Annotated in this window: 31 protein-coding genes; 17 read left to right on the top strand and 14 right to left on the bottom strand. The window is 59.2% G+C overall.

The features are described from left to right. Positions 1-2 precede the first annotated feature (2 nt). From ACLIKD_RS12680 to ACLIKD_RS12670, 3 genes are read right to left on the bottom strand one after another with little or no spacing between them, the layout of a single operon-like run. On the bottom strand, positions 3-1,079 hold the full coding sequence (locus ACLIKD_RS12680; protein WP_428825353.1) for a PilW family protein: 1,077 nt from the start codon (positions 1,077-1,079) through the stop codon (positions 3-5). Beyond that, complete coding sequence (pilV, locus tag ACLIKD_RS12675; RefSeq protein ID WP_428825352.1) at positions 1,076-1,588, bottom strand: type IV pilus modification protein PilV; 513 nt, start codon at positions 1,586-1,588, stop codon at positions 1,076-1,078. The genes ACLIKD_RS12680 and pilV overlap by 4 nt, the downstream gene beginning before the upstream one ends. Further along, positions 1,585-2,148: a GspH/FimT family pseudopilin gene (locus ACLIKD_RS12670; protein WP_428825351.1), complete on the bottom strand. Its 564-nt coding sequence runs from the start codon at positions 2,146-2,148 to the stop codon at positions 1,585-1,587. The genes pilV and ACLIKD_RS12670 overlap by 4 nt, the downstream gene beginning before the upstream one ends. A gap of 135 nt (positions 2,149-2,283) precedes the next feature. Between ACLIKD_RS12670 and ACLIKD_RS12665 the strand changes: the two genes are divergently transcribed. Together ACLIKD_RS12665 and rpsT are read left to right on the top strand one after the other, a co-directional pair. Further along, positions 2,284-2,931 carry a hypothetical protein gene (locus ACLIKD_RS12665; protein WP_428825350.1) on the top strand — a complete coding sequence of 216 codons (648 nt, stop codon included), beginning with the start codon at positions 2,284-2,286 and terminating at the stop codon, positions 2,929-2,931. Between the two features lie 67 nt (positions 2,932-2,998). Then, on the top strand, positions 2,999-3,271 hold the full coding sequence (rpsT, locus tag ACLIKD_RS12660; RefSeq protein ID WP_428825349.1) for a 30S ribosomal protein S20: 273 nt from the start codon (positions 2,999-3,001) through the stop codon (positions 3,269-3,271). A 63-nt stretch (positions 3,272-3,334) separates the two neighbouring features. On the opposite strand, the gene ACLIKD_RS12655 is transcribed toward rpsT, so the two are convergent. Then, entirely contained in the window at positions 3,335-3,634 is a 300-nt protein-coding gene (locus ACLIKD_RS12655) for a DUF3579 domain-containing protein (RefSeq protein ID WP_226416567.1), read from the bottom strand. Between the two features lie 411 nt (positions 3,635-4,045). Further along, positions 4,046-4,807, bottom strand: a complete 762-nt coding sequence (locus ACLIKD_RS12650) for a ParA family protein (RefSeq protein WP_428825348.1) — start codon at positions 4,805-4,807, stop codon at positions 4,046-4,048. 138 nt (positions 4,808-4,945) lie between these two features. Here ACLIKD_RS12650 and ACLIKD_RS12645 point away from each other — a divergent pair, with 138 nt between their 5' ends. The 6 genes from ACLIKD_RS12645 to ACLIKD_RS12620 are packed head-to-tail and all read left to right on the top strand — an operon-like array spanning position 4,946 to position 9,350. After that, positions 4,946-6,118, top strand: coding sequence for an aspartate aminotransferase family protein (locus ACLIKD_RS12645; RefSeq protein WP_428825347.1), 1,173 nt, complete (start codon positions 4,946-4,948; stop codon positions 6,116-6,118). Between the two features lie 2 nt (positions 6,119-6,120). Beyond that, the gene (argF, locus tag ACLIKD_RS12640) at positions 6,121-7,041 is read left to right on the top strand and encodes an ornithine carbamoyltransferase (RefSeq protein WP_428825346.1); all 921 of its coding nucleotides are present in this window, start codon (positions 6,121-6,123) and stop codon (positions 7,039-7,041) included. Positions 7,042-7,074: 33 nt separating this feature from the next. Continuing rightward, on the top strand, positions 7,075-8,310 hold the full coding sequence (locus tag ACLIKD_RS12635; protein ID WP_226471264.1) for an argininosuccinate synthase: 1,236 nt from the start codon (positions 7,075-7,077) through the stop codon (positions 8,308-8,310). 3 nt (positions 8,311-8,313) lie between these two features. Beyond that, positions 8,314-8,538, top strand: coding sequence for a DUF2788 domain-containing protein (locus ACLIKD_RS12630; RefSeq protein ID WP_226416562.1), 225 nt, complete (start codon positions 8,314-8,316; stop codon positions 8,536-8,538). After that, complete coding sequence (locus tag ACLIKD_RS12625) at positions 8,539-8,850, top strand: pyrimidine/purine nucleoside phosphorylase (protein WP_226416561.1); 312 nt, start codon at positions 8,539-8,541, stop codon at positions 8,848-8,850. 5 nt (positions 8,851-8,855) lie between these two features. Further along, positions 8,856-9,350, top strand: coding sequence for a YajQ family cyclic di-GMP-binding protein (locus ACLIKD_RS12620; RefSeq protein WP_428825345.1), 495 nt, complete (start codon positions 8,856-8,858; stop codon positions 9,348-9,350). A gap of 90 nt (positions 9,351-9,440) precedes the next feature. Here the strand turns inward: ACLIKD_RS12620 and ACLIKD_RS12615 are convergent, their stop codons facing one another. Further along, positions 9,441-10,154 (bottom strand): type 1 glutamine amidotransferase, encoded by a 714-nt coding sequence (locus ACLIKD_RS12615; protein ID WP_428825344.1) that lies wholly within the window; start codon positions 10,152-10,154, stop codon positions 9,441-9,443. On the opposite strand from ACLIKD_RS12615, the gene ACLIKD_RS12610 reads away from it, so the two are divergent. The 9 genes from ACLIKD_RS12610 to ACLIKD_RS12570 all read left to right on the top strand — a co-directional run bounded on the left by ACLIKD_RS12610 (position 10,153) and on the right by ACLIKD_RS12570 (position 20,084). Next, the gene (locus ACLIKD_RS12610; protein WP_428825343.1) at positions 10,153-10,815 is read left to right on the top strand and encodes a retropepsin-like aspartic protease family protein; all 663 of its coding nucleotides are present in this window, start codon (positions 10,153-10,155) and stop codon (positions 10,813-10,815) included. The genes ACLIKD_RS12615 and ACLIKD_RS12610 overlap by 2 nt on opposite strands. A gap of 10 nt (positions 10,816-10,825) precedes the next feature. Beyond that, positions 10,826-11,083, top strand: coding sequence for a hypothetical protein (locus tag ACLIKD_RS12605; RefSeq protein WP_428825342.1), 258 nt, complete (start codon positions 10,826-10,828; stop codon positions 11,081-11,083). Beyond that, positions 11,080-11,673: a CoA pyrophosphatase gene (locus ACLIKD_RS12600; protein ID WP_226416556.1), complete on the top strand. Its 594-nt coding sequence runs from the start codon at positions 11,080-11,082 to the stop codon at positions 11,671-11,673. Before ACLIKD_RS12605 ends, ACLIKD_RS12600 begins: the two co-directional genes overlap by 4 nt. Positions 11,674-11,737: 64 nt before the next feature. Next, complete coding sequence (locus tag ACLIKD_RS12595; protein ID WP_428825341.1) at positions 11,738-12,661, top strand: CobD/CbiB family protein; 924 nt, start codon at positions 11,738-11,740, stop codon at positions 12,659-12,661. 23 nt (positions 12,662-12,684) lie between these two features. Then, positions 12,685-13,866, top strand: coding sequence for an acetyl-CoA C-acyltransferase family protein (locus ACLIKD_RS12590; protein WP_226416554.1), 1,182 nt, complete (start codon positions 12,685-12,687; stop codon positions 13,864-13,866). 202 nt (positions 13,867-14,068) lie between these two features. Next, entirely contained in the window at positions 14,069-15,481 is a 1,413-nt protein-coding gene (locus ACLIKD_RS12585) for a circularly permuted type 2 ATP-grasp protein (protein ID WP_226416553.1), read from the top strand. A 15-nt stretch (positions 15,482-15,496) separates the two neighbouring features. Then, positions 15,497-16,444, top strand: coding sequence for an alpha-E domain-containing protein (locus ACLIKD_RS12580; RefSeq protein WP_226416552.1), 948 nt, complete (start codon positions 15,497-15,499; stop codon positions 16,442-16,444). Positions 16,445-16,454: 10 nt separating this feature from the next. Next, on the top strand, positions 16,455-17,189 hold the full coding sequence (locus ACLIKD_RS12575; RefSeq protein WP_226416551.1) for a proteasome-type protease: 735 nt from the start codon (positions 16,455-16,457) through the stop codon (positions 17,187-17,189). 225 nt (positions 17,190-17,414) lie between these two features. Beyond that, positions 17,415-20,084, top strand: coding sequence for a cation-translocating P-type ATPase (locus ACLIKD_RS12570; RefSeq protein ID WP_428825340.1), 2,670 nt, complete (start codon positions 17,415-17,417; stop codon positions 20,082-20,084). Here ACLIKD_RS12570 and ureG read toward each other — a convergent pair. From ureG to ACLIKD_RS12530, 8 genes are all read right to left on the bottom strand, one after another. Beyond that, positions 20,081-20,692 (bottom strand): urease accessory protein UreG, encoded by a 612-nt coding sequence (gene ureG / locus ACLIKD_RS12565; protein ID WP_226471259.1) that lies wholly within the window; start codon positions 20,690-20,692, stop codon positions 20,081-20,083. The two genes, ACLIKD_RS12570 and ureG, sit on opposite strands and share 4 nt — an antisense overlap. A gap of 4 nt (positions 20,693-20,696) precedes the next feature. Then, positions 20,697-21,374, bottom strand: coding sequence for an urease accessory protein UreF (locus ACLIKD_RS12560; protein WP_428825339.1), 678 nt, complete (start codon positions 21,372-21,374; stop codon positions 20,697-20,699). A gap of 14 nt (positions 21,375-21,388) precedes the next feature. Next, positions 21,389-21,595 (bottom strand): tautomerase family protein, encoded by a 207-nt coding sequence (locus tag ACLIKD_RS12555; RefSeq protein WP_428825338.1) that lies wholly within the window; start codon positions 21,593-21,595, stop codon positions 21,389-21,391. A gap of 17 nt (positions 21,596-21,612) precedes the next feature. Then, positions 21,613-22,158, bottom strand: a complete 546-nt coding sequence (gene ureE, locus ACLIKD_RS12550; protein WP_428825337.1) for an urease accessory protein UreE — start codon at positions 22,156-22,158, stop codon at positions 21,613-21,615. Position 22,159: 1 nt separating this feature from the next. Beyond that, positions 22,160-23,866 (bottom strand): urease subunit alpha, encoded by a 1,707-nt coding sequence (ureC, locus tag ACLIKD_RS12545; protein WP_428825336.1) that lies wholly within the window; start codon positions 23,864-23,866, stop codon positions 22,160-22,162. Beyond that, positions 23,866-24,171 carry an urease subunit beta gene (locus ACLIKD_RS12540; RefSeq protein ID WP_428825335.1) on the bottom strand — a complete coding sequence of 102 codons (306 nt, stop codon included), beginning with the start codon at positions 24,169-24,171 and terminating at the stop codon, positions 23,866-23,868. Before ACLIKD_RS12540 ends, ureC begins: the two co-directional genes overlap by 1 nt. Before the next feature lie 86 nt (positions 24,172-24,257). Next, complete coding sequence (gene ureA / locus ACLIKD_RS12535; RefSeq protein ID WP_428825334.1) at positions 24,258-24,560, bottom strand: urease subunit gamma; 303 nt, start codon at positions 24,558-24,560, stop codon at positions 24,258-24,260. Positions 24,561-24,569: 9 nt separating this feature from the next. Beyond that, complete coding sequence (locus tag ACLIKD_RS12530) at positions 24,570-25,412, bottom strand: urease accessory protein UreD (RefSeq protein ID WP_428825333.1); 843 nt, start codon at positions 25,410-25,412, stop codon at positions 24,570-24,572. Between the last annotated feature and the right edge of the window lie 209 nt (positions 25,413-25,621).

The raw sequence follows: 25,621 nt of genomic DNA, 5'->3' as shown, positions 1-25,621 counted from the left end.
CATTACAGGGTTCGGTTACGGGCGACGATGGTTTCCGTAAATACACGGCGTAATATCCCATCGCTTGGAGTAACCGCTGTCTCGGCAGAACTGCCAGCGGTAGTCGTGTATATGTACGGCTGGTTACCGGTTGCTAAATTGGTTCGTGTCGAGCGCACCAAGAGGGATACTTTGACGGAAACCACCTGAGACCAGTTAGTAACGTTATTGGCTGTCGCAAAACTATTGACGGTTCCATCATTATCGGAGTCCACGCCATAGACAAGTTGCATGTCATCTACGCCAACCAACAACTCACGGGCAATCGAAGTTCCTGTCGTTGTTCCTTCAAGCTCCATTGCATAAAGCGAGCGAGTGCCATTGCCGAGGGTCGAGTTGCCGATGAAATAAGCGCTTGAAGAAAGGCGCAGCATCATAGAGCCTGGCTTGTATGTATAGGAACTTGCGCTGGGACAACTTGCGCCTAGAAACTTGGTGCAGTTACCGGGAGTTCCCGTTCCGGTGTTATGTACGAGGTTTGTTGCATTGTTATTATTGTTAGTTGGGCCTGTCATCTGGAAAATTGAAGCTTTTGAACAGTCGGTAATCAGTAGAATTTCTCCTGGTTTTATTGAGTGGGTATTGGTATTGATCTGTGCCGCCGGAGGATTGTGCGATTGGACGACAATGTCGCCGTTGCTTGCGCCGATGAGAATGATGGCGTCAGTGCCACTGAGCGCTCCAGCAGCAGTCAATGCTGTTGGTAGAGCGTCTACCCCGCCTTCATAACCACGAATAGGTGTCGAGAAATCCAGTAGGGGGTTGGTGCTGGCGTTATTGACGACGTTTGCGGTCGTTACAGTTCGCCCGCAACCGTTATATCCTGCCATCCGCACGTCTCGGCTAATCGCTTCCAAGGCAAAACGCCCTGTTTCCTGTAATTGGGCAACTTCGTTGGAGTAATCAAACCCCTTTCGTGTATTGACAAAGAGTGCTGAAACAGCGCCGATCAAGAACAGGCCGATGGTCAGTGCAATCATCAATTCGATGAGGGTCAGGCCACGCTGGGTGACGTTGGAGTAATGACGTTGGTTGCTCATGGTTCGAAAATGATCCAGAAGGTTTTGTTCGTAGCTCCCGTCCGGCTTTCATCCCAGGAAACGAAGATGGCATACCAGTTTTCAGTCGCTTCTTTGCAGACAGCACCTGCGCCCGAGGGGAGTTGTTGCTTATTTGCCAGTTGCCAGCAGTTCTTGTCGTAGGTTGCCCCCGTTCCGGAGCAGGTTGGAGTGCTCCCGACGCCAACCACTGGTGTGCCACTACCACCGTTACGAATAGCGCTCAATAACGTGGCGCAAGCAGAGGCCGAGCCGCTTGGGATGAGATTGTTGTAATCGCCAGCCTTGACCCCGTTGGGATTGCTGCGCATTCGGTCGGCCATGTCGTAAGTTTGTGTGACGGCCGTGGTTCTATTTTTCGAATCGGAGCCGGCTTGCAAGCCACGTAAGACCAAGCTGGCTAAACCAAGAAGCCCAAAGGCGACAACGACAATGGTCACCATCACTTCAATCATGGAAAAGCCGCGAGAGGATTGAATTTTTGCACTCATGAGCAACTGGCTGTAGATGAGGTTAGGGCGGCTCTGCCCGTCGCGGTAATTACAATCGTTCGACCGACATTGGCGGTTCTGTGATCGCAAATAGTAAATGTGCCTGGAGCCGTGGAATTGAGAGCGCCGGACGGACGATACTGAATGTAGTTGTTTGTCGCCGTACCGGATGAGTTGGTAAAACCTGATGCGGTGATTTTGACTCTACTGCCCGTGTCAGTGGCGGTTTTTCGAAGGACATTTTCGCCAGCATCAACTGAGCCAATTGTTCCCGAAGTGCTTTCATCGACAAAAATGATTCTGCCACTTTGCCATGCTGAACCGGTTGCGCAGGATGTGCCGTCGGAACTGATACACAGTGTCACTCGTTTGCCTTGCCGAGCAGACTCTGAGCGCGCCAAGGCGAGATCGGCCAGAAGATCGTTTGTTGCTGTTGTCAACCGGTTATTGAGCATCATGGTTGTGAAGCTCGGAACTGCAATTGCCGCAAGTATTCCTACGATGGTAACGACAATCAGCAACTCAATTAAGGTAAATCCTGAATGTTGCAAATTCCTCATAATCTCCCCCTTGTTTTCTATCCTAGTAACTCAGTTGCGAGTTCCCAAGTCTTCGGTGACTAAAGGACTGCCTATCCCGACGAGCGGTAAATAAATCGAATACTATTTTGATTTTTATCACTTTATAATCGACACATGTTTAATGTGCGCCTTCTGAGTGCATGTATCACACTCTCGTTGATTGTACATGCCGTCATTTTTATGTTGCTCGAATTTCGGGTCGCAAAAGATGTAGGATCTGACCAATTCGCGTCCTCTTCTCAGCAGTTTAATGTAACTCTAAGGCGCTATCCGGAGGCTGGATCTATCCCTCTCGAAAAAATCAAGCCCTTACCATATGCTCAGGAGTTATCCTGGCCCACAGTCATTGAGCCGCCCGTCATTAGGGAGCAAGGAATTGTTGGAAATATAGATAAATCACCCGTGTTGGCCTTGTCTGTTGATGACTACTTGCCACCGAGTCGCTTGGATCGTATTCCACGGCCTCTGTCTGCGGTGGATACATCGATCAGCTTTCGTGGGATGGGACGGGTTGTCGGCGAGGCTGAAATTATTTTGCTGATATCGTCATCGGGCGAAATTGATGACGTTTTGATTCTGGGTTCGTCTCTGCCAAGATTTGTAGTGGAAGAGGTGGCGAATCGCTTCAAGCAAATACGGTTTGAACCTGGGGGGGTCGGGAAATGGGCAGTCCGGAGTCGTTTGCGTATTCGCTTGGAGCCCCCCAGTGATGACGAGTTGCTAGGAAATCCATTTTCCGCAAGAGAAAAAGCTCGGCGGTGATGCTTGCTTTTGGAAGAAAAAATTTATATAATCCACCGTTTACTCCATTTTACTTGAGAGCATATTAATGGCCAATAGCGCACAAGCCCGCAAGCGCGCCCGTCAAGCTGACGGGCAGCGTTCCCATAACGCCAGCCTGCGTTCGACTCTTCGTACCGCGATCAAACGCGTTCGCCAAGCGATCGAAGCTGGCGACAAAGTCGCAGCTCAAGGCGTATTTCAGCAATCCGTCGCGGTTCTTGATCGCATTTCGGATAAGAAGATCATTCACAAGAACAAGGCTTCTCGTACCAAGAGTCGCCTGTCTGCTCAGATCAAGGCAATTTCTGCTGCTGCCTGATCAGAATTGATCCAATAAAAATGGCGCCTTCGGGCGCCTTTTTTGTTTCTGTGTTCGCTATGTCTATTTTTTGTCTTCGATGGAGCAGACGCCGTCGGTGATTTGCAGATCGTTGTCTTGGGCGAAGTTGAGCATGAAGCGGTAGGCCATGGGTTCGATTTCGCCGAGGCGACCGTCAACGAAGACGGCCTTTTCGCCGTTGTAGTCGCCGGGGCCAACGTAGGGGGAGTATTTCATCTTGCGCTCGGCACCAAAAGCCGACATCACGCCACAGAGCCGTTCCGCCCAGTCACTGGGGCGAAACTTCTTTCCCTGTTTGGTGAGGCCGACAATGATAAAAGTGGTCGATTCTGGTGTTGTCATTGTTCTACTCTGCGTTTTCGGGCGTTGCGACCATTGTTTTCGGCATTCTAGCAGAAGGCTACTTGCTGTGGCAGCTTTGCCATAATTCTAGAAAATCGTCTTTTGCATTAGGGCGATAGATTGTTTTTGCAGAATTCACTACATATACTGGACCCAGCGCTTTGATCTGTGGGGGCTTTATGCAGTCAGTCTCGATCAGCAAGTATTTTTTCCGGATCCGTACGCGAAGTGGTGTAGTTGTTGAGAACCTGTCCTTTTTTGGTCGGGATGAAGATGACGCGCGGCGCAAATTGCAACAAATTTACAACGAGTGCCAAGTACTTGACTGTGAGCTTCGCCGGGCTGCTTTGGTTGGGCGAAACGCCCATATGAATTACGAGGACGTGGTCGATCTGATTGTCGCATCGTAGGCTACAAGTCGCCGCGATCAATCAGTTCCGCGAGCAGGCTCTTGTAATCATTGGCGCCCGAGCTGGAGGCGTTGTGGCGGAAAACATCACGATTCAACGAAGGACTCTCGGCGACCGTGACGTTTTCGGAAATTACCGTCTGCAGGACTTCATTACTATAGCGTTCCCGGAGTTTGTTGCGAACGTCGTCGCTCATGCGCCGCCGGCGGTCGAAGCGGGTTAGCAGGTAGCGGCGTTCGACCCGGCGTTTAAGTACCGGTTCGAGAACCTGCAGGGTGCGGGTGATGTGGTCGGCGGCCTGTAGCGACAGATAATCGGTCGAGATCGGAATCAATAACCGATCGCAGGCGAATATGGCATTGAGCGCCAGAACGCCGATGTATGGGCAGCAGTCGATGAGGCAGGGGCGTTCCGGGCGGCTGGTTTCCGCAGCCTCAAGGCCGAGCCGCAATTTGTTGAGAATTGCCGGGCCCTTGCCGAAAATGGAGTCTACCTTGATGAGTTGCTGGTGAGCCGGAATCAGTTGGCCTATGTCTTGCCAGTCAATTTCGAGTTCATGCAGGCTGTGCAAGTCCTGGTAAAACGCAAAGAGGCTGCGATTGGCTTCCAGAGGAGCCTGGCCGTGGATGCCGGAAAGGTGGCCTTGGGGATCAAGGTCGAGGAGTAGCGGAGGCGTGCCGGCACGGCTCAGGGCGGCGCCAAGATTGAGCGCGGTCGTCGTTTTTCCGACGCCTCCCTTTTGATTGAAAATGGCTAAGCGCATGGTTTTGTCGTTCTATACAAGGCTCTATTTTTCACTTAACATTCAGCTTTCTGCAACTCTTTTGGGCTTTTGCGGCCCGTTTGAGTAGCGGTCGTTCCGGCGGCATTGGCCGCCGTTTTCGTTTTTTGGGGTTGCATCATGTCGCATGTCATGAATACCTATGCCCGGTTGCCGGTGGCCTTCAGCCATGGCAAGGGTAGCCGGATTATTGATGTCGAGGGTAAGGAATACCTCGATGCGTTGTCCGGGATCGCCGTTTCCACACTCGGCCATGCCCATCCCAGATTGGTCTCGGCGATTGCCGCCCAAGCTGGCCGCATGTTGCATACCTCCAACCTGTATCGTATCCGCGAACAGGAGCAGCTTTCCGACAAACTTGCCGCGCTCTCCGGAATGCAGGATATCTTTTTCTGCAATTCAGGCTGTGAAGCCAACGAGGCAGCTATCAAACTGGCGCGTTTCTACGGCCACAAGAAGGGGGTCGAGTCACCGACCATCATCGTCATGGAAAAGGCTTTCCATGGCCGGACGATGGCAACCCTGTCGGCGACCGGTAACCGCAAGGCACAGGCCGGATTCGAACCGCTGGTCTCGGGTTTTGTCCGGGTGCCCTACGATGACCTCGAGGCCATCAAGGCGGTCGCTGAACACAACAAGAATGTGGTTGCCGTGATGCTGGAGATCGTTCAGGGAGAAGGGGGGATTCACCTTGCTTCCATCGAATTCCAGAAGGGTTTGCGTCAGTTGTGCGATGAGCAAGGTTGGCTGTTGATCTGTGACGAAGTGCAGTGCGGCATGGCGCGGACCGGCAAGTGGTTCGGCTACCAGCATGCCGGCATCTTGCCGGATGTTGCTACGCTGGCCAAAGGTTTGGGGTCCGGCGTTCCTATCGGCGCCTGCATGGCAAGTGGCAAGGCTGCCGGATTGTTCGGACCGGGTAATCACGGATCGACTTTTGGTGGCAATCCTCTGGCGTGCACCGCAGCCCTGACGACCATCGATACCATCGAACAGGATGGCTTGATGGCCAATGCCGAACGTGTCGGTGCCCTGATTCGTTCGTTGATGGCAGAGGCGCTGGCTGGTCTCAAAGGGGTGGTCGAAATTCGTGGTCACGGCCTGATGATCGGAGTCGAGCTGGATCGTCCCTGTGGCGAACTGGTCGGCAAGGCTCTGGCGGCGGGGCTGCTGATCAATGTGACGGCTGACAAGGTCATCCGCTTGTTGCCACCGTTGATCTTCAGCGAAAATGAGGCCAGAGAGCTGGTCGAGCGTAGCGCACCTCTCATCAAGGAATTTCTGGCGGCCTAATCATGGCGATCAAACACTTTCTCCAATTCAAGGATTTCACGCGCGAAGAGCTCGAGTATGTGTTCGAGCGCACGCGCTGGATCAAGAACCAGTTCAAGTCCTATCAGAAGTACTGGCCGCTCAGCGACCGGACGCTGGTGATGATTTTCGAAAAGGCCAGCACGCGGACTCGTCTCTCTTTCGAAGCCGGCGTGCAGCAGCTGGGCGGTTCGGCGATCTACCTGAATACCCGGGACTCGCAACTGGGGCGTGGCGAACCGGTCGAGGACGCGGCGCAGGTTATTTCGCGGATGAGCGATATCGTGATGATCCGCACTTTCGAGCAGGACATCATCGAGCGCTTTGCGGCCAATTCGCGCGTGCCGGTGATCAATGGACTGACCAACGAATATCACCCGTGCCAGATCCTGGCCGATATCTATACCTACATCGAGCATCGCGGTTCGATTCAGGGCAAGACGATCGCCTGGGTGGGTGATGCCAACAATATGTGCAATACCTGGCTGCAAGCTGCCGAGGTGCTGGATTTCAAGGTGCATGTTTCGACGCCGCCTGGTTACGAGATCAAGCCTGAACAGATTGGCGTCTTCGACCACTCACATTTCCAGGTTTTTGCCGATCCGATGGATGCCTGCCGCGGCGCCGATCTGGTGACGACCGATGTGTGGACCTCGATGGGTTTCGAGGCGGAAAACGAAACGCGGATCAAGGCTTTTGCCGATTGGTGCGTCGATGCCGAGATGATGCGCGTCGCCAATCCGGGGGCGCTGTTTATGCATTGCTTGCCCGCTCACCGGGGTGAGGAAGTCACTGCCGAGGTGATCGATGGTGCGCAATCCGTCGTCTGGGATGAGGCCGAGAACCGGTTGCACGTCCAGAAAGCGTTGATGGAATATTTGATGTTAGGCCGGATCAGCGGCTAAGTGGTCGAGTTGAAACGAAACAAGGAAACGGAAATGAGCGACGTCAAGAAAGCAGTGCTGGCCTACTCCGGCGGTCTCGATACCTCGGTGATCCTGAAGTGGTTGCAGGACACCTATCAGTGCGAAGTGGTCACCTTTACCGCCGACCTCGGCCAGGGCGAAGAGCTTGAGCCGGCGCGTGCCAAAGCGCTGCAGTTCGGTATCAAGCCGGAAAATATCTTCATCGACGATCTGCGCGAAGAGTTCGTCCGCGATTTCGTTTTTCCGATGTTCCGCTGCAATACCGTCTATGAAGGCGAATACCTGCTCGGCACGTCGATTGCCCGTCCGCTGATCGCCAAGCGCCTGATCGAAATCGTCAATGCCACCGGGGCCGATGCCATTTCCCATGGCGCCACCGGCAAGGGCAACGATCAGGTCCGTTTCGAGCTGGGCGCCTATGCGCTGAAGCCGGGGATCAAGGTTATCGCCCCGTGGCGTGAATGGGATCTGCTGTCCCGCGAGAAGCTGATGGCCTATGCCGAAAAGCATGGCATTCCGGTGGATATGAAGCACAAGCAGGGCGGTTCGCCGTACTCGATGGACGCCAATCTGCTGCACATTTCCTACGAAGGCCGTCACCTGGAAAATCCGGCGGCGGAAGCCGAGGAGTCGATGTGGCGCTGGACGGTTTCGCCGGAAGCGGCACCGGACAAGGCCGAATATCTCGACATCGAATATGAGAAAGGCGACATCGTTGCATTGAACGGCACGCGCATGAGTCCGGCCAAGGTTCTGGCCAAGCTCAACGAACTGGGTGGCAAGCACGGCATCGGCCGTCTGGATCTGGTGGAAAATCGTTATGTCGGCATGAAGTCGCGTGGCTGCTACGAAACCCCGGGCGGCACGATCATGCTGCGCGCTCACCGCGCCATCGAGTCCGTCTGCCTTGATCGCGAAGTCGCTCACCTCAAGGATGATCTGATGCCGCGTTACGCCAGCCTGGTGTACAACGGCTACTGGTGGAGTCCGGAACGTCAGGCCTTGCAGGTGCTGATCGATCACACCCAGCATTGCGTCAACGGTTTCGTCCGCGTCAAGCTGTACAAAGGCAACGTCATCGTCGTCGGCCGTGATTCGAAGACCGACTCGCTGTTCGATCCGACCATCGCCACTTTCGAGGACGATGCCGGTGCCTACGATCAGAAGGATGCGGCCGGCTTCATCAAGCTGAACGCCCTGCGCCTGCGCATCGCTGCCAATCTGCGCGCCAAGAACGGTAAGGCTTAAACAATGGAAGGCAACACCCTGTTTGGTTTAACCGAAGAACAAATTGCGGATTTCGGCTCAACCTGGGGGGTCGCAGCCTTTATCATTTTCATGCTGTTCATCATCGGCGAGATCGCCTGGAAGTCGAAAGCCGGCAAGACAGGCACCTTCGTGCTGTTCTTCGTGCTGGCTTTCGGCATGGTCGGCTTTGTCGCCAAAGCAGTCATTCAGAAACTCTGGGGTATTTAAATGTCGCAATACGACAACGTTTCCGTGGTCAAAAAATCCAACGTTTATTTCGACGGCAAGTGCGTCAGCCACACGGTAGTGCTGGCCGATGGCACGAAAAAGACGGTTGGCGTGATCCTGCCGTCCAGCCTGACCTTCAATACCGGTGCGCCGGAAATCATGGAAGGCGTTGGCGGTTCCTGCCGGGTCAAGCTGAAGGGCGAGAGCGAATGGAAGACCTATGGCGATGGTCAGTCTTTCAACGTGCCGGGCAATTCCAGCTTTGAGATTGCCTGTGACGAGCCGTATCACTATGTTTGCCATTTTGGATAAGCGACATGCCCAGTTTTGACTTCACCTCCGAAACCGACATGGTGGCGTTGAAGAACGCCGTCGATGTCGTTTCACGCCAGATCGACAATCGTTACGACTTCAAAGGCACCACTGCCAAGGTTGAGCTGAACGACAAGGACAAGGTCATCACCCTGTGGGGCGATTCGGACTTCCAGCTCGACCAGATCAAGGACCTCCTCTTTCCGGCCATGGAAAAAAAAGAAAAGGAGAGCGTCAAGCGCCTGGATCATCAGAAGGTGATCAGCGTTTCCGGCAACAAGGTCAAGCAGGAAATGAAGATCAAGGACGGTATCGACAGCGAGCTGGCCAAGAAGATCGTCAAGCTGGTCAAGGATGGCAAGCTGAAGGTCCAGGCTTCGATCCAGGGCGAGACGGTGCGGGTGCAGGGTGCCAAACGCGACGATCTGCAGGGTTGCATCGCGTTGATCACCAAATCGATTACCGATTTTCCGATCAAGTACGGTAATTTCCGCGATTAAACGATCCGGGCGCCATCGACGGAACCCATCGATAGTCGAAGAGAGCAACAGCCGGGCGGTCTCACCGCCCGGTTTGCTTTTGGGGCTCGCTCAGCGGGCGAGTCCCTTGATCCATACCGAGTAAAGCTGGTCCGACAACTGACGCATCACCGGCAGGTGTTCCGCGATTTGCTGCAGCATTGCGTCGGGGGGTTGCACGCTGGGCTGGTCGGCGACAGCGATTGCCTCGTCGGCCCATTGGCCGCACCAGGTGGCGATCATTTCGGGTGTCATCTCGACATGACATTGCATGCCGAGGTGCGGGCCGAGGACGAACATCTGGTTGGCACATTGCTGATTGGCGAACAAGCGGGTGGCGCCGGCCGGAATGCTGAAGGTTTCGCCATGCCACTGGAAGATGGTGCCGGTTTTTCCGGCGCCGGCGCCAAGCCAGTGTTTTGCGATGGCGCTGTCTTCACCGCCGGCTTCGCTCCAGCCGATTTCCTTGACCGGGTTTTTTGTGATCCGGCCGCCCAGCGCCTTGCTGATCAATTGCCCACCCAGGCAATGGCCGATAACCGGCACATCCTTGGCCACGGCATCGCGAATCAGCGCGCAAACCGGCTCGATCCACGGCAGCGGATCATTGACGCTCATCGGGCCGCCCATGAAGCAGAGGCCGGAGTAACCATCGGCTGTGGCCGGCACCGCTTCGCCTTCGTCGATGGCGATCAGGCGCCATGGAATCCCGTGCTGTTCAAGGAATATGGCAAAATAGCCTGGACCTTCAGTGGGGGAGTGGCGAAAGATGGCGACAGGTAGCATGGTGACGATAACAGCCAGAAAAATGACGGGTTATTTTACGCCCCTCGCCTTGGCGCTATACCTGTTTTCTCCGGTGGTCGCCGCGCAGGATGTTGGGCTGGCCGGAGTGATGGGCAGCAAGGCGATGCTGATGGTCAATGGTGGGGATCCTCAGTCGGTGATGGTTGGCCAGTCGCTCGACGGGGTGAAGGTCGTTTCCATTCAGGGTGATCAGGTCATCGTTGAAGTCGGCGGCAAGAAGCGCCCGTTGCGCGTTGGTCAGCATGCCATCGGTGCCAGTGTTGGCGACGGCTCCGGCACCATCGTGATGACTGCCGATGCCCGTGGGCACTTCGTTACCACTGGCAATATCAATGGCGCTTCGGTGCGCTTTCTGGTCGATACCGGGGCGTCGATGATTTCCTTGGGGGCAAGCGATGCCCGCCGGATCGGCCTTGATTTCAACCGCGGCCTGAAGGGCATGAGCCAGACCGCCAACGGCCAGGCAGAAGTGAGCAAGGTCAAGCTCGATACCGTGCGGATTGGCGATGTTACGTTGCACAACATCGATGCCCTGATTCACCAGACTGACATGCCCGTTGCGTTGCTCGGCATGAGCTTTCTAAACCGTATGGAAATGCAGCGCGACGGCAGTACCATGACACTTAAAAAACGATTCTAGGAGAGAGAAGATGCCCCAACGCGACGAGGAAATTGTACTATTGCGAGACGAGCTTGAAATGTTGATGACTGAGCGGCAAGCCATCCTGCGCGTGGTTGGCGCAGCGACGGCGTTGATTGCCAGTCTGGACAGCAAGCGTTTGCCGGTGGGGGCGGTCGAGGCTGCCGATATGGTGGCGACCTCGATCAATCACCTGTCGGAAGAGACCTTGCAGGATGCGTTGACGGCGGTCAATGCTGAAATCGAGGAAGACTCCACTGCGGCATGAATGTTGATCTTGAGCGCCTGAAGGCCAGCCTGCTGCCGCAGCCTCTGGCGACTCATTTCATTGAAGAGGATGGCGCCGAGCAGCTGGCGCTGACCCCGGCGGCGGTGTTGTTTCCGATTGTTCTCCGTGATGGCGTGCACACCGTGTTGCTGACGCAGCGCACCGCCCATCTCAGGGATCATGCCGGCCAGATCAGTTTTCCCGGCGGGCGGGTCGAACCCGAGGATCTGTCGCCGATGGATACGGCGCTGCGCGAGACCGAGGAGGAAATCGGCTTGACCCGCGACCGGATCGAGATCCTCGGCTTTCTGCCTGAATATCGTACCGGAACGGGGTTCCGGGTGACGCCGGTGGTCGCCCTAGTGTCGCCACCTTTTGACATTCATCCCGATCCGTTCGAAGTGGCTGAAGTGTTCGAGGTGCCCCTCGCTTTTCTGCTCGATCCGGCCAATCACAAGCAGCATTCGATTCATCATCAAGGTGCCATGCGGCATTTTTTTGCCATGCCCTATGGCGATTATTTTATCTGGGGTGCCACCGCCGGGATGATCCGCTCGCTGACCGAACGGCTTGGCCTCCATCCGGCTTGAGCTTGTGGTATTGTGGCGTTTTAGTACAAGAATATAAGCCGAATACGGCAATTCTCGGCCCCACATGAGCCTTCTCTCGCTGATCGCAGTTTTTCTCATCGAGCAGCTGCAACCCCTGAACTATCGTCGCGCCGTAGCGGAGCCGCTTGGCGCATGGGCGGATTTCATCGAATCCCGCTTCAATGCCGGTGGTTATCGACATGGCATCGCTGCCTGGTGTCTCGCGGTGCTGCTGCCGGTTTTGCTTGTTGGTGCGCTTTACAGCCTGCTCTATTACGTCAGCCCGATCCTGGCCTGGGCGCTGAATGTTTGCGCGCTCTACCTGACCATGGGTTTCCGGCAGTTCAGTCACCACTACACCGAAATCCAGCTGGCTCTCCGGTTGGGTGATCTTGAGCGAGCTCGCCAATTGCTCGCTGAATGGCAGGGGCGGTCTACCGTCGATCTGGGATCGGAAGATATTGCCAGGCTTTCGATCGAGGGGGCGTTGGCGGCTTCGCATCGGCATGTCTTCGCCGTGCTGCTCTGGTTTGTCATTTTGCCTGGCCCGTGTGGCGCCGTGCTGTACCGGATGGCGGCAGTTGTCCGCGAGCGCTGGCACGAAATCATCGGGGCGGAGTCAAATGATTTTTCGCTGTTCGCCCGGCAGGTTTTCGGTATCATCGATTGGCTGCCCCTGCGGGCAACCGCTTCGGCATTTGCCATCGTTGGCGATTTCGAGGATGCCGTGTATTGCTGGCGTACCCAACCGGCCCAGTGGCCGGATCGCGATATGGGCATTGTCCTCGCCAGTGGCGCGGGGGCGCTTGGTGTCCAGCTCGGGCGACCGGTCGTCGATGGCGCGGAAGTCTCGGATCGCGGGGAGCTCGGCCTGGGCGACCCGGCCGATGTGGATTTCATGCAGAGCGCTGTGGGCCTGGTCTGGCGCGCAACGATACTGTGGATCTTGTTGCTGTTTTTGTTGGGGCTCGCCAGTCTGGCGGGTTGAATGATACTTATCAGGAGGTTTTCATGAGCAGAGACGTCGTCGTTCTAAGCGCAGTTCGTTCCGCTATCGGTTCTTTTGGTGGTGCCCTGGCCGATTTTGAAAGCACCGAACTCGCCGGTGTGGTGATGAAGGAAGCGATTGCTCGCTCCGGTGTCGATCCCCTGGCCATCAACTACGTTACCGTCGGCACCACGATGCCGACCGATTCGCGTTATGCCTACGTTTCCCGCGTGGCATCGATCCAGGCCGGTCTGTCGATGGACTCCGTCGCCATGCAGGTCAGCCGCCTGTGTGCTTCCGGCCTGCAAGGCATCGTGACTACCGCTCAGAACCTGATGCTGGGTGATGCCGATTACGGTATCGGCGGCGGTGTCGAAGTCATGTCCAAGGCAGCCTACCTGTTGCCGGCACTTCGTTCCGGTGCCCGTATGGGTGACACCAAGGCGATCGACTCGATGGTTGCCGTGCTGACCGATCCGTTTGGCGTTGGCCACATGGGTATCACCGCGGAAAACCTGGCGACCAAGCACGGCATCACCCGTGAAGCTCAGGATGCCTTCGCGGTCGAATCCCAGCGTCGTGCTGCCGCCGCCATTGCTGCCGGTCACTTCAAGTCGCAGATTTTCCCGATCGTCAAACAGACCCGCAAGGGCGAAGTGGTGTTTGACACCGATGAATACGTCAAGGCCGGTACCACGCTGGAAAGCCTGGCCAAGATGAAGCCGGCCTTCAAGAAGGATGGTACCGTCACGGCCGGTAACGCTTCCGGTATCAATGATGGTGCCGCCTTCATGGTGCTGGCTGCCGCTGACGTCGCTGCCAAGGCCGGTTACAAGGCCATGGCCCGCATCGCTTCCTACGCTGTTGCCGGCGTGCCGAACGACGTGATGGGCGAAGGTCCGATCCCGGCGACCAAGCTGGCTCTGAAGAAGGCTGGCCTGACGCTGGACCAGATGGACGTCATCGAATCCAATGAAGCTTTCGCTGCCCAGGCATTGTCGGTTTCCAAGGTGCTCGGTCTCGACCCGGCCAAGACCAACCCGAACGGTGGCGCCATCGCCCTCGGTCACCCGGTTGGCTGTTCCGGTGCCTTCATCGCCACCAAGGCGCTGTACGAACTGGAACGCATCGGTGGCAAGTACGCCCTGGTCACGATGTGTATCGGTGGTGGTCAAGGTATCGCTGTCATCTTCGAACGCGCCTGATCACTCCGCGTCAGTCGTTATAGAGAAACCCACCGGAGCGATCCGGTGGGTTTTTTATTTGCACCAGTTTGAAATAAGCCGCACCGTATTGGGGCGTGGCCTTGCTTCATGAAAATGTAATTCACTGATTTGAAGCATTTTTAATCCGTGGCACGGAACCTGCTGAAATTGTACCGAGAGCATCCTCAGCGACGAGTCCAAAATGAACTTCTATAACGAAATGAATGACGCCAGCGGCGGCGTCCGCGCTCATTATCAGGGTTACGATGAATGGCTCAAGGCGACGCCGCCGGAGCGTATCGCCCGCAAACGGGCCGAGGCCGATCTGGCTTTTCATCGGGTGGGCATCACGTTTGCGGTTTATGGCGAGGAGGCGGGCAAGGAGCGCTTGATTCCGTTCGACATCATTCCGCGCATCATCCCGTCGGCTGAATGGAAGTCGATGCAGGGCGGCCTGCGCCAGCGCGTCAAGGCGTTGAACATGTTCCTGCACGACGTGTACCACGACCAGGAAATCCTCAAGGCCGGCAAGATTCCGGCCGAACAGGTGCTCAACAATACCCAGTATCGCGCAGTGATGCAGGGCGTCGATCTGCCGGGCCAGATTTACGCGCACATTGCCGGCGTCGATATCGTGCGCGCCGGTGCCGGCGAATGCTATGTGCTGGAAGACAATTTGCGGGTGCCCTCCGGCGTGTCGTACATGCTGGAAGACCGCAAGATGATGATGCGCCTGTTCCCGGAGTTGTTTGCCAAGCACAAGGTGGCGCCGGTCCAGCATTATCCGGACATGCTGCTGGAAAAGCTGCGCGCCGTCGCGCCGAAGGGAGTCAGCGATCCGACGGTTGTCGTGCTGACGCCGGGCGCCTACAACAGCGCCTATTTCGAACATACCTTCCTGGCCCAGCAGATGGGGGTCGAACTGGTCGAGGGCCGCGATCTTTTCGTCAAGGACGAAGTGGTTTACATGCGGACGACGCAGGGCCCGCAACGCGTCGATGTGATCTATCGCCGCATCGACGACGATTTCATGGACCCGCTGGCCTTCCGCCCGGATTCGGCGCTTGGCGTGCCCGGCATCCTGAAAGCCTACCAGGCCGGCAACGTGACGCTGTCCAACGCGATCGGTACCGGCGTCGCCGACGACAAGTCGATCTACCCCTACGTGCCGGAGATGATCCGCTTCTATCTCGGCGAAGAGCCGATCCTCAACAATGTGCCGACCTACATGTGCCGCAAGCCGGACGATTTGGCCTATGTGCTGGCGCATCTGCCGGAACTGGTCGTCAAGGAGGTGCACGGGGCGGGCGGCTACGGCATGCTGGTCGGTCCGGCGTCGACCCGGGAACAGATCGAGCATTTCCGCCAGTTGCTGCTCGCCAAGCCGGATGGCTACATTGCCCAGCCGACGCTGGCGCTCTCCAACTGCCCGACTTTTGTCGAGGAAGGCATCGCACCGCGTCACCTCGATTTGCGCCCCTTCGTGCTGTCCTCGGGCAAGTGCGTGAACATGGTGCCGGGCGGCCTGACCCGCGTCGCACTGACCAAGGGTTCGCTGGTGGTCAACTCGTCGCAGGGCGGCGGCACCAAGGACACCTGGGTCCTCGAAGACTGATAAGGGAGATAAAAAATGCTATCGCGTACCGCCGACCACCTTTTCTGGATGTCCCGCTATGTCGAGCGGGCCGAAAACATCGCCCGTCTGCTCGATGTGACCTGGCAAATGTCCCTCGTGCCGCAATCGCTGGAAGCCGCCAATCAGAACTGGAATGCGATCATCGCGTTGAACAGTCTGGAAGAGGCCTATGCCAAGAAGTACTCTGAGGTAAACGCTGAAAATGTGCTGCGTTTCATGGTCAGCGACCATGACAATTACGCGTCCATTCACAGCTGTCTGCGCCTGGCGCGGGAGAATGGCCATGCCGTGCGCGGGACGATCACCTCGGAAATGTGGGAAACACTGAATTCGACCTGGCTGGAAGCGCGCGAAAAGAGCTTCGAGCAAATTTCCAACGCCGGTGTCGGCGAGTTCTTCGAGTGGGTCAAGATGCGTTCTTCGCTGACGCGCGGGGTGACGATCGGCACGCTGCTCCAGGACAAGGCCTACCATTTCATTCGTCTCGGCACGCTGCTCGAACGGGCCGACAACACGGCGCGCATTCTCGATGTCAAATACCACGTGCTGCGCCCGCAAGGGGACGAAGGGGCGACCGACTTCTACCAGTGGGGGGCCTTGCTGCGTTCGGTTTCGGCCTTCGAGGTCTATCGCAAGGTGTATCGCGATGTGATCACGCCGGAACGGGTGGCCGAGCTGTTGATCCTGCGCAACGACATGCCGCGCTCGCTGCATTTCTGCATGAACGGTGTCATCAAGAACCTCGAACTGATCGCCAACAGCCAGTCCGGCGAAACCCAGCGGCAGGCCGGCCTGCTGCACGCCCAACTGCATTACGGGCGGATCGAGGATATTCTGGCGCACGGCCTGCACCAATGGCTGACCGACTTCATGGACCGCATCTACCTGCTGGGCGATGGCATCAGCAAGGATTTCCTGGTGCCGATGGCCGAAGCCGCTTAAGGGATACCGGATGACTTATTGCGTTGCCATGCGTCTCGACGCCGGGCTGGTTTTTCTCTCCGATTCGCGGACCAATGCCGGGGTCGATCACATCAACACCTTCCGCAAGATGCACGTCTTCGAGAAAGTCGGCGAGCGGGTGCTGGTCCTGATGACCTCCGGCAACCTGTCGATCAGCCAGTCGGTGGTCAACACCCTGCGCGAGAAGATGGCCTCGTCACGCGGCGCCAATCTCAACAAGGTCAAGAACATGTTCGAGGCCGCCAAGCACATCGGCGATTGTCTGCGCGAGGTGCATGGCCGCGACGCGGAGGCGCTCGAGAAATTCGGTGTCGACTTCACTTCGTCGCTGATTCTCGGCGGGCAGATCAAGGGTGAGGAACAGCGGGTCTTCCAGATCTACGCAGCGGGCAATTTCATCGAGGCGACGCGCGAGACGCCGTATTTCCAGATCGGCGAATCGAAATACGGCAAACCGATCATCGACCGGGTTATCAGCCCCAAAACTTCGCTCGACGAGGCGGCCAAATGCGCCCTGATTTCGATGGACTCGACCATCCGCTCCAACCTTTCGGTCGATCTCCCGCTCGATCTGGTGATCTATGAACGCGATGGGCTGAAGATCAAGCGCCATGTCAATATCACCCGGGACAGCGCTTACTACGGGCAAATCAGCAAGCAGTGGGGCGAACATCTGCGCCAGGGGTTCGCCGAGTTGCCCGATCCGGCCTGGGCGTCGCTCTAGTCTTTTCGCCGCCTTTTGTCGTGCCATCGGTTCGCTGGCACACACAAAACCCACTGTTGGCAAGGCTAAGATTCGGGATGCCTTTCTCATCCCGAAGCTTTCTGAAAAGCGCTGAACGAGATTGTCTCGCCGAGCGGCGCGATCGCCGGCGCAGCGTCGATGATCCCCGTTCCGGCGAGCGACGAAGCTTGCCGGGCGAGGCTGGTTCTAGTAAAAGTTGAACCTATGCCCGACTCATCTCTCGTCATCAACTGCCATGCCGCAACGCCCGAGGCGGTTGCCGGTCACCTGGATGTCGATCCGGCCAGCGGCTTGAGTGGCGATGCGGCGCTGGCCCGTCGTGCCGAGCATGGTCCGAACCAGCTCGCCGAGAAGCCGCCGCGCCCGGCCTGGTTGAAGTTTCTCGATCAGTTCCGCAGCTTTCTCATTCTGGTCCTGCTGGCGGCCGCGGTTCTCGCGGGTGTGGTGGGCGAGATCGAGGATGCGGTGGTGATCGGCATCGTGGTGCTGATCAATGCGCTGATGGGGTTTCTTCAGGAGCATCGGGCCGAGGCTGCACTGTCGGCCTTGAAGGGCATGCTGGCGCCGATTGCCCGGGTGCGTCGCGACGGCTTGGCAAACGAGGTCCCGGCAGTCGATCTGGTGCCCGGTGATGTGCTGTTGCTGGAAGCGGGTGACCGTATTCCGGCCGATGCCCGCATTCTCGTCGCCCATGCGGCTGAAGTCGCCGAGGCGGCGCTCACCGGCGAATCCCACCCGGTGGCCAAGATGCCCGCAGCGGTGGCCGAAAGCGCCATTCTGGCCGAGCGCAGCAACATGGTTTACATGAATACCGTGGTGACCCATGGCCGCCTTGAGGCACTGGTTGTCGCTACCGGCATGCACACTGAAATGGGCCATCTGGCCGGTCTGCTGGCCGAAACGGCTGAATCGGCGACGCCGCTGCAAATTCAGCTCGATCAACTGGGCAAGCGGCTGGCCGCCATTGCCGGCCTCGTCGTCGGGCTGATTTTTGCGCTCGGCCTGTGGCGCGGCGACGATCTATTGCAGACCGCGATGACCGCCATTGCCCTTGCCGTGGCGGCGATTCCCGAAGGCTTGCCGGCAGTCGTCACGGTTACGCTGGCCCTCGGCATGAACCGGATGGCCGGGCGGCACGCCATCGTGAAAAAACTGGCCGCCGTTGAAACGCTGGGTTGTACGACGGTGATCTGTTCGGACAAGACCGGGACGCTGACCCTCAACCAGATGACGGCGCGCCAGCTATTTTTCGCCGGCCGGTTTTTTACGGTGAGCGGCGAGGGCTACGCCGGCGAAGGCGAGATCGTTGGCGATGACAGTGTTCCGCTGCCGGATTTCATGCCGCTGTTGGTGCCGGCCGCCCTGTGCGCCGATGCGCGGGTCGATGCAGGCGCCCTGATCGGCGATCCAACCGAGGGGGCGCTACTCGCCCTGGCCCTCAAGGGCGGCGTCGAGCCGCAAGTGTTGATCGGCGAGCATCCGCGCATTGCCGAGATTCCGTTCGATTCGGCGCACAAGTTCATGGCGACCTTTCATCGCGAAGGCGACGTCGTTCGGATGTGGCTGAAGGGCGCGCCGGATGTCCTGCTCGGGCGGGCCAGCCGGCAGTTTGGAGCGGCTGGCGAGGCGCCCCTCGATGCGACCGGGCGGGCCATTTTTACGGCCGAAAACACCCGCTTTGCCGAGGCGGCGATGCGGGTGCTGGCGGTGGCCGGGCGCAGCATTCCCGCCGCTCAATTCGATCCAGCCGGCGACCTGATGGCCTGGGCCGACGACCTGACGCTGATCGGTTTGGTCGGTATCATCGACCCGGCGCGGCCCGAGGTGCGGCAGGCGATCCAGCTCTGCCAGACGGCCGGCATTGCGGTCAAGATGATCACCGGCGACCACTTGGTCACGGCGGCCAGCATCGCCCGCGAACTCGGCCTGGACGGCGAGGTGCACGCCGGCACCGATCTGGAAGGTCTGGATGCCGAGCAGTTGCGCGACATGGTCGAAAGAACCGCGGTCTTCGCCCGCGTCGCACCGGAGCACAAGATGCGCATCGTCGATGCCCTGCAGGCCCGCGGCCACGTCGTGGCGATGACCGGCGACGGGGTCAATGATGCGCCGGCCCTGAAAACGGCCGATATCGGCATTGCCATGGGGATCACCGGCACCGAGGTGACCAAGGAGGCGGCGACCATGGTGCTGACCGACGACAACTTCGCCAGCATCGTTGGCGCAGTGAAGGAGGGGCGGACGATCTACGACAACATCGTCAAGTTCGTCCGCTTCCAGCTGTCCACCAATATCGGCGCCATCCTCACCGTGCTCGGCGCGCCGCTGTTCGGTTTTCCGACGCCGTTTACCGCCATCCAGATCCTCTGGGTCAATATCATCATGGACGGGCCGCCGGCCATGAGCCTCGGTCTCGAACCGCCGCGCGACGGGATCATGGAGAGCAAGCCGCGGGCTGCCGATGCGGTCATTCTGCCCGGCGGGCGGCTGCTCAAGATCGCCCTGAGCGGCCTGACCATGGCCGCCGGCACCCTTGGCGCCTACGCCTGGGGGCAGCAGGTCGGGGGCGCGCCCTATGCCATGACGCTGGCTTTCACGACCTTTGTGCTGTTCCAGTTCTTCAATATTTTCAATGCCCGTGCCGAGCGGCGCAGCGCCTTCAACAGCCAGTTCTTTACCAACGGCAAGCTGTGGCTGGCGCTGGCCACGATGCTGCTGTTGCAGGTTCTGGTCGTGCACTGGGCGGCGGCGCAAGCCGTTTTCGATACCGTGTCGCTTGCCCTGAACGACTGGGCCTTGGCGCTGGCCATCGCCTCCAGCGTGCTGGTGCTGGAAGAGTGCCGCAAGCTCGGCCTTCGCCTGTTCCGCTCTTAGCGGCCGAGCATGCCGCGTTCGCGGATGAAGGCGATCACTGTATCCAGCCCGTCGCCGGTTTTCAGATTGGTAAAGACAAAGGGCCGCGCGCCGCGCTGGGCCTTGGCATCGTGCGCCATCACTTCGAGCGAGGCGCCGACCATCGGCGCGAGGTCGATCTTGTTGATGATCAGCAAGTCCGACTTGGTAATGCCAGGGCCGCCTTTGCGCGGGATTTTCTCACCGGCCGCGACGTCGATCACGTAGAGGGTCAGGTCGGATAGCTCCGGCGAGAAGGTGGCGGCCAGGTTGTCGCCGCCGGATTCGACAAGGATCAGTTCGACGTCGGGAAAGGCGCGTTGCAGACGGTCGATCGCTTCGAGATTGATCGAAGCATCCTCGCGGATCGCCGTGTGCGGGCAACCGCCGGTTTCGACGCCGATGATCCGCTCCGGTGCGAGGGCCGAATGATTGACCAGGAACTTGGCGTCCTCGGCGGTATAGATGTCGTTGGTGACGACGGCCATATCGATGCTTTCGCGCAGGGCCTGGCACAGGGCCAGGGTCAGGGCGGTCTTGCCGGAACCGACAGGGCCGCCGATACCGACGCGCAGGGCTTGTTTGTTCATGGTTTTACGATCTGAAGAGACGAGAATATTGGGTTTCGTGACGGGCGCAAGCGATGGCGAACGCCGGCGTGAAATTGGACCATTCGGTTTCCGGCAGTTTCAAGGCCTGGCGCGCGATGGCGGGGATCTCGCTGCCGAGTTGGGCGAGCAGGCGTTGCCCCGAGGCCTGGCCAAGGGGCACGGCTTTCAGTGCGGCCATCACCTGATTTTCCGCCCACGACCATAGATAGGCCGTGACGGCCGCTGGCGGATCGATCTGCCAGTGGGCGGCGATACCGGACCAGCCAGTAGGGAAGGCGATTTCCGGCAATTTCGCCAGGGTGCTGTCGACCAACACCAGCGCCGGGTCGCGCAAATCGCGCACCAGCCGGTTCAGCGAAAAGCCCATCTGGGCCGTTTCGGCGCGCAGTTCGGCCGACTCGCGACTGGCCAGGAATTCCTCGTTGAGGCGGCTGATTTCTTCCGTGTCGCCGGCCGTCCACGCCGCCATCAGCACCGCCACCAGCGGCGCCTCGTAGCGGCCGATGCCGTGCTGCATCAGGTCGGCGATCCACCGGCCGGCACTCGCTTCGTCGCCGATCACGCCGGATTCGACGGCCCACTCCAGCCCTTGCGAATAGGTATAGGCGCCGACCGGCAGCGCCGGGCTGGCCAGTTGCAGCAGGCGGACGAGTTGCAGCATTGACGAAGCTGGATTCATCCGGTCGCTTGCTGCTTTTTCCAGTCGTCAGTGAGCATCCCGGCGAAGCCCCAATTCTCTTCGTCGATTTCCTGGATGACGATGTGCGTGTGCTCCGGTTTCTTGCCCAGCACGCGGGCCAGCGAGTCGGTGATATCTCGAACGATTTCAGTCTTTTGTGCCCGGGTGGCACCCTTGGTGATTTGAACGTTGACGTAGGGCATGTCGGTAAATTTTCCGTTTAGCGTGGCTTGAACTGATGAATTTTCGGCACGGAGCGATGCGGGCCGTGGCCGGGATCGTGCAGGTCGGGCGCGTGCTCATGCGCGTCTTCGTTGTCGTGATGGTGACCGCCATGCGCACCATAGGCCCCCGATTCCGGCTGGAAAGGGGCATTCGTTTCGCTGACCGTACAGCCCAAGCCGCGCACCATCTCGGCCAGCACGTGGTCGGTCTGGAAGCGCAATCGGCCGCCGTTGTCGCCGGGCAAGATCTGCACCGGCACGTGGCGATTGCCGAGGTGGTAGGCGGCGCGGCCGAAGAGCAGCGGTGAGTCGGCAACGGCCTCGATCAGTTTTTCGGGGGCGGCGAGGATTTCGACGATGGCGCTGCCGTCTTCGGCAAGCAGCTTGTCGCCGCCGTGCAGGTGATCGCCGCGTTCGAGGAAGATGCCGGCCTCGGCACCGGAAGCCAGCGTGACCTTGAGGCGGCTGCGCTTGCGTTCGTCGTAGGCGAGGGCTAGCGAGTCGGTGGCGGGCTGTTGGGTGCGTTGGTTGAGGATCAGCATGTCAGAACAGGAAGTAACGTTGGGCCAGCGGCAGCTCGGTTGCCGCTTCGCAGACCAGCAGTTCGCCATCGGCGCGCACCGCGTAGGTTTCCGGATCGACGTCGATGACCGGCGTGGCGCCGTTATGCACCATGTCGGATTTCCGCAGAGTGCGCGTGCCGGAAACGGCGACCAGCGGCTTGCTCAGGCCGAGCGCGGCGACGGCTGGGTTGTTGAGCGCCGCCTGCGAAACGAAGGTGACGGAAGTTTTCAGTGCCTTGCCGAAGCTGCCGAACATCGGCCGGTAATGCACCGGCTGCGGCGTCGGGATCGAGGCGTTGGGATCGCCCATCGCGGCTGCGGCGATCATGCCACCCTTCAAAATCAGCGACGGTTTTACACCGAAGAAGGCCGGCTTCCACAGCACGAGATCGGCCAGCTTGCCGACTTCGATGGAGCCGACGGTGTGCGCGATGCCGTGCGTCAGCGCCGGATTGATGGTGTACTTGGCGATGTAGCGCTTGACGCGGAAATTGTCGTTGCGGGCGCTGTCCTCGGGCAGGGCGCCGCGTTGCAGCTTCATTTTGTGCGCCGCCTGCCAGGTGCGGATGATGACTTCGCCGACCCGGCCCATGGCCTGCGAGTCAGAAGACATCATCGAGAAGGCGCCGAGATCGTGAAGGATGTCCTCGGCGGCGATGGTTTCGCGGCGGATGCGGCTCTCCGCGAAGGCGATGTCCTCGGCAATACTCGGATCGAGGTGGTGGCAAACCATCAGCATGTCGAGATGCTCGTCGATGGTGTTCACCGTGTAGGGCATGGTCGGGTTGGTCGAGCTGGGCAGGACATTGGGCAGCCCAGACGCCTTGATGATGTCCGGGGCGTGGCCGCCGCCCGCACCTTCGGTATGGAAGGTGTGGATGGTGCGGCCCTTGAAGGCACCCAGCGTCGCTTCGACGAAGCCGGATTCGTTGAGCGTGTCGGAGTGGATGGCCACCTGCACGTCCATCTCGTCGGCCACCGTCAGGCAGCAGTCGATGGCGGCCGGCGTCGTGCCCCAGTCCTCGTGCAGCTTCAAGCCCATGGCGCCGGCCTCGACCTGCTCGCGCAGGGCCTCCGGCAGGCTGGCGTTGCCTTTGCCGAGGAAACCGAGGTTCATCGGGAAAGCGTCGGCCGCTTCCAGCATGCGGTGGATATGCCACGGGCCCGGCGTGCAGGTCGTGGCAAAGGTGCCGGTGGCGGGGCCGGTGCCGCCGCCGATCATGGTGGTGACGCCGGAATAGAGCGCCTCGTCGATCTGCTGCGGGCAGATAAAATGGATGTGGCTGTCGATGCCGCCGGCGGTGACGATCATGCCTTCGCCGGCAATGACTTCGGTGCCCGGGCCAATGACGATGGTCACGCCGGGCTGGATATCCGGATTGCCGGCCTTGCCGATGGCAGCGATGCGGCCGTCCTTCAAGCCGATGTCGGCCTTGACGATGCCGGTTACGGCATCGACGATCAGCGCGTTGGTGATCACGGTGTCGGCGGTTTCGGCCGAGACGCGCTGGCTCTGGCCCATGCCGTCGCGGATCACCTTGCCGCCGCCGAATTTCACTTCCTCGCCGTAGGTCGTGTAGTCGTGCTCGACCTCGATGATCAATCCGGTGTCGGCCAGGCGCAGGCGGTCGCCGGTGGTCGGGCCGAACATTTCGGCATAAGCCTGACGGGAGATTTTATTGGCCATCAGAGTGCTCCTTGTACCAAGCCGCGGAAACCGTAAACCTTGCGCTCACCGACCAGGGCGACCAGTTGCACGGTGCGCGTCTGGCCCGGCTCGAAGCGCACGGCGGTGCCGGCGGCGATGTCGAGGCGGTAGCCGCGGGCGGATTCACGCGCAAAGCTCAGGGCCGTATTGGTTTCGTAGAAGTGGTAGTGCGAGCCGACCTGGATCGGCCGGTCGCCGGTATTGGCGACGCTCAACGTGATCGTCGGACGGCCGGCATTGAGTTCGAGTTCGCCGGGTTCGGCGAGAAGTTCTCCGGGAATCATGGCTTAGTTCCTAGTAGGTAGTTGTTAGTCGCTAGCTGTTGGTCACCGTCACTATTTGCTAGCGACTAACAACTAACGACTCGCGACTAAACAATGGGGTTATGTACGGTGACCAGCTTGGTGCCGTCGGGGAGGGTCGCTTCGACCTGGATTTCCGGGATCAGCTCGGCGATCCCGTCCATCACCTCGGCCCGGCTCAGCACCTGGGTGCCGGCGTGCATCAGTTCGGCGACGGTCCTGCCATCGCGGGCGCCTTCCATGATGGCGCAGGTAATCAGCGCCACGGCTTCCGGGTAGTTCAGCTTCAGGCCGCGCGCCTTGCGCCGTTCGGCGAGCAGGCCGGCGGTGAAGATCAGCAGCTTGTCTTTTTCGCGGGGAGTGAGTTCCATGAAGTTTCCTCAGGTATTCCAGATTCGGGGGGGGACGGCCGGGCGACCGGTGCAGGCCGGGCGCAGGATTTCCCATAGCCGGGCGAACCACAGCCGGGCCGCCTCGCTGCTGTCGCCGAGATAGCGGGCAACGAGCAGGCCGGGCAGGGTGGTCAAGGCATGGCTGGCTTGGTCGTTCGGGGCAATTTTGCGGCAGGCCGCCAGCAGTTCCGGTGTCTGCGGAAAAGCGGCGAGCAGCGTGCCGCAGACGGTGGCGCCGGCCCAGCCGGCCGGGCTGCCGAGCATGGCGTCGTGGCCGGAAAAACCGCCGCGCTCGATCCAGATCGGTTTTTCTTCGCGGTCGATCCGGTAAAACAGGTCGAAACGACCGTTCTCGAAACGCTCGCCTGCTGCGGCCCGACCCAGGCAGAGAATGTCCCAGCCGATATAGCGGCTGTCGGCAGCGAGCTGAACGCGGGTCTCCATCCGTGCCCTGGCCCCATCGAAGACGATGGTTTCCTGCGGCAGCCATTCCAGCGTGGCCCTTTCAGCGACGGTAAAAGCAAGGCGTTGCGCTGCCTCCGGTCCGCCCGAGCGATACCACTTGCCGGCGCCGGGCGTGGTTAGCTGGGCATCAGCGCCAGCGCCGATTTCGGCGGAAATGCGGAGTTGGTCGCCGCCGGCGATGCCGGACGGCGGGTGCAACAAGATGACCTGGCAGACCGCTTCGCCTTCCGGGTACAGCGCCTTCTGCACGCGCAGCGGGCCGAAGTGGCGGTTTTCGCGCAGCACCGTACGTTCGTCGATGCGGACGAACCCCAGGTGCAACTCGGCATGCCAGGCGGGCGAAGTGAGCGGAAGGCGGGAAGTCATGGCGGGATTATCGGTTAGGCAGACGGCGCCGGGAATACGCAACTATACGCAGGCGAAATAATCCGGCCGTACCCGACGCAGGTGCGGCCGGTTGGCGGGGGGTTGAACTTCTCGACCAGCCGCGCTGTCGACGCAAAACGAAGTCCGGATCGCGAAGTTGGCAGCCTTGAGCGCGTTATGAACATAGGGTATTTATTAAATGCAAAGCA

Origin of the sequence: Azonexus sp. IMCC34842 (assembly GCF_050368855.1) — a bacterium.
Lineage (GTDB): Bacteria > Pseudomonadota > Gammaproteobacteria > Burkholderiales > Rhodocyclaceae > Azonexus > Azonexus denitrificans_A.
This window is presented reverse-complemented; position numbering and strand designations above follow the sequence as displayed.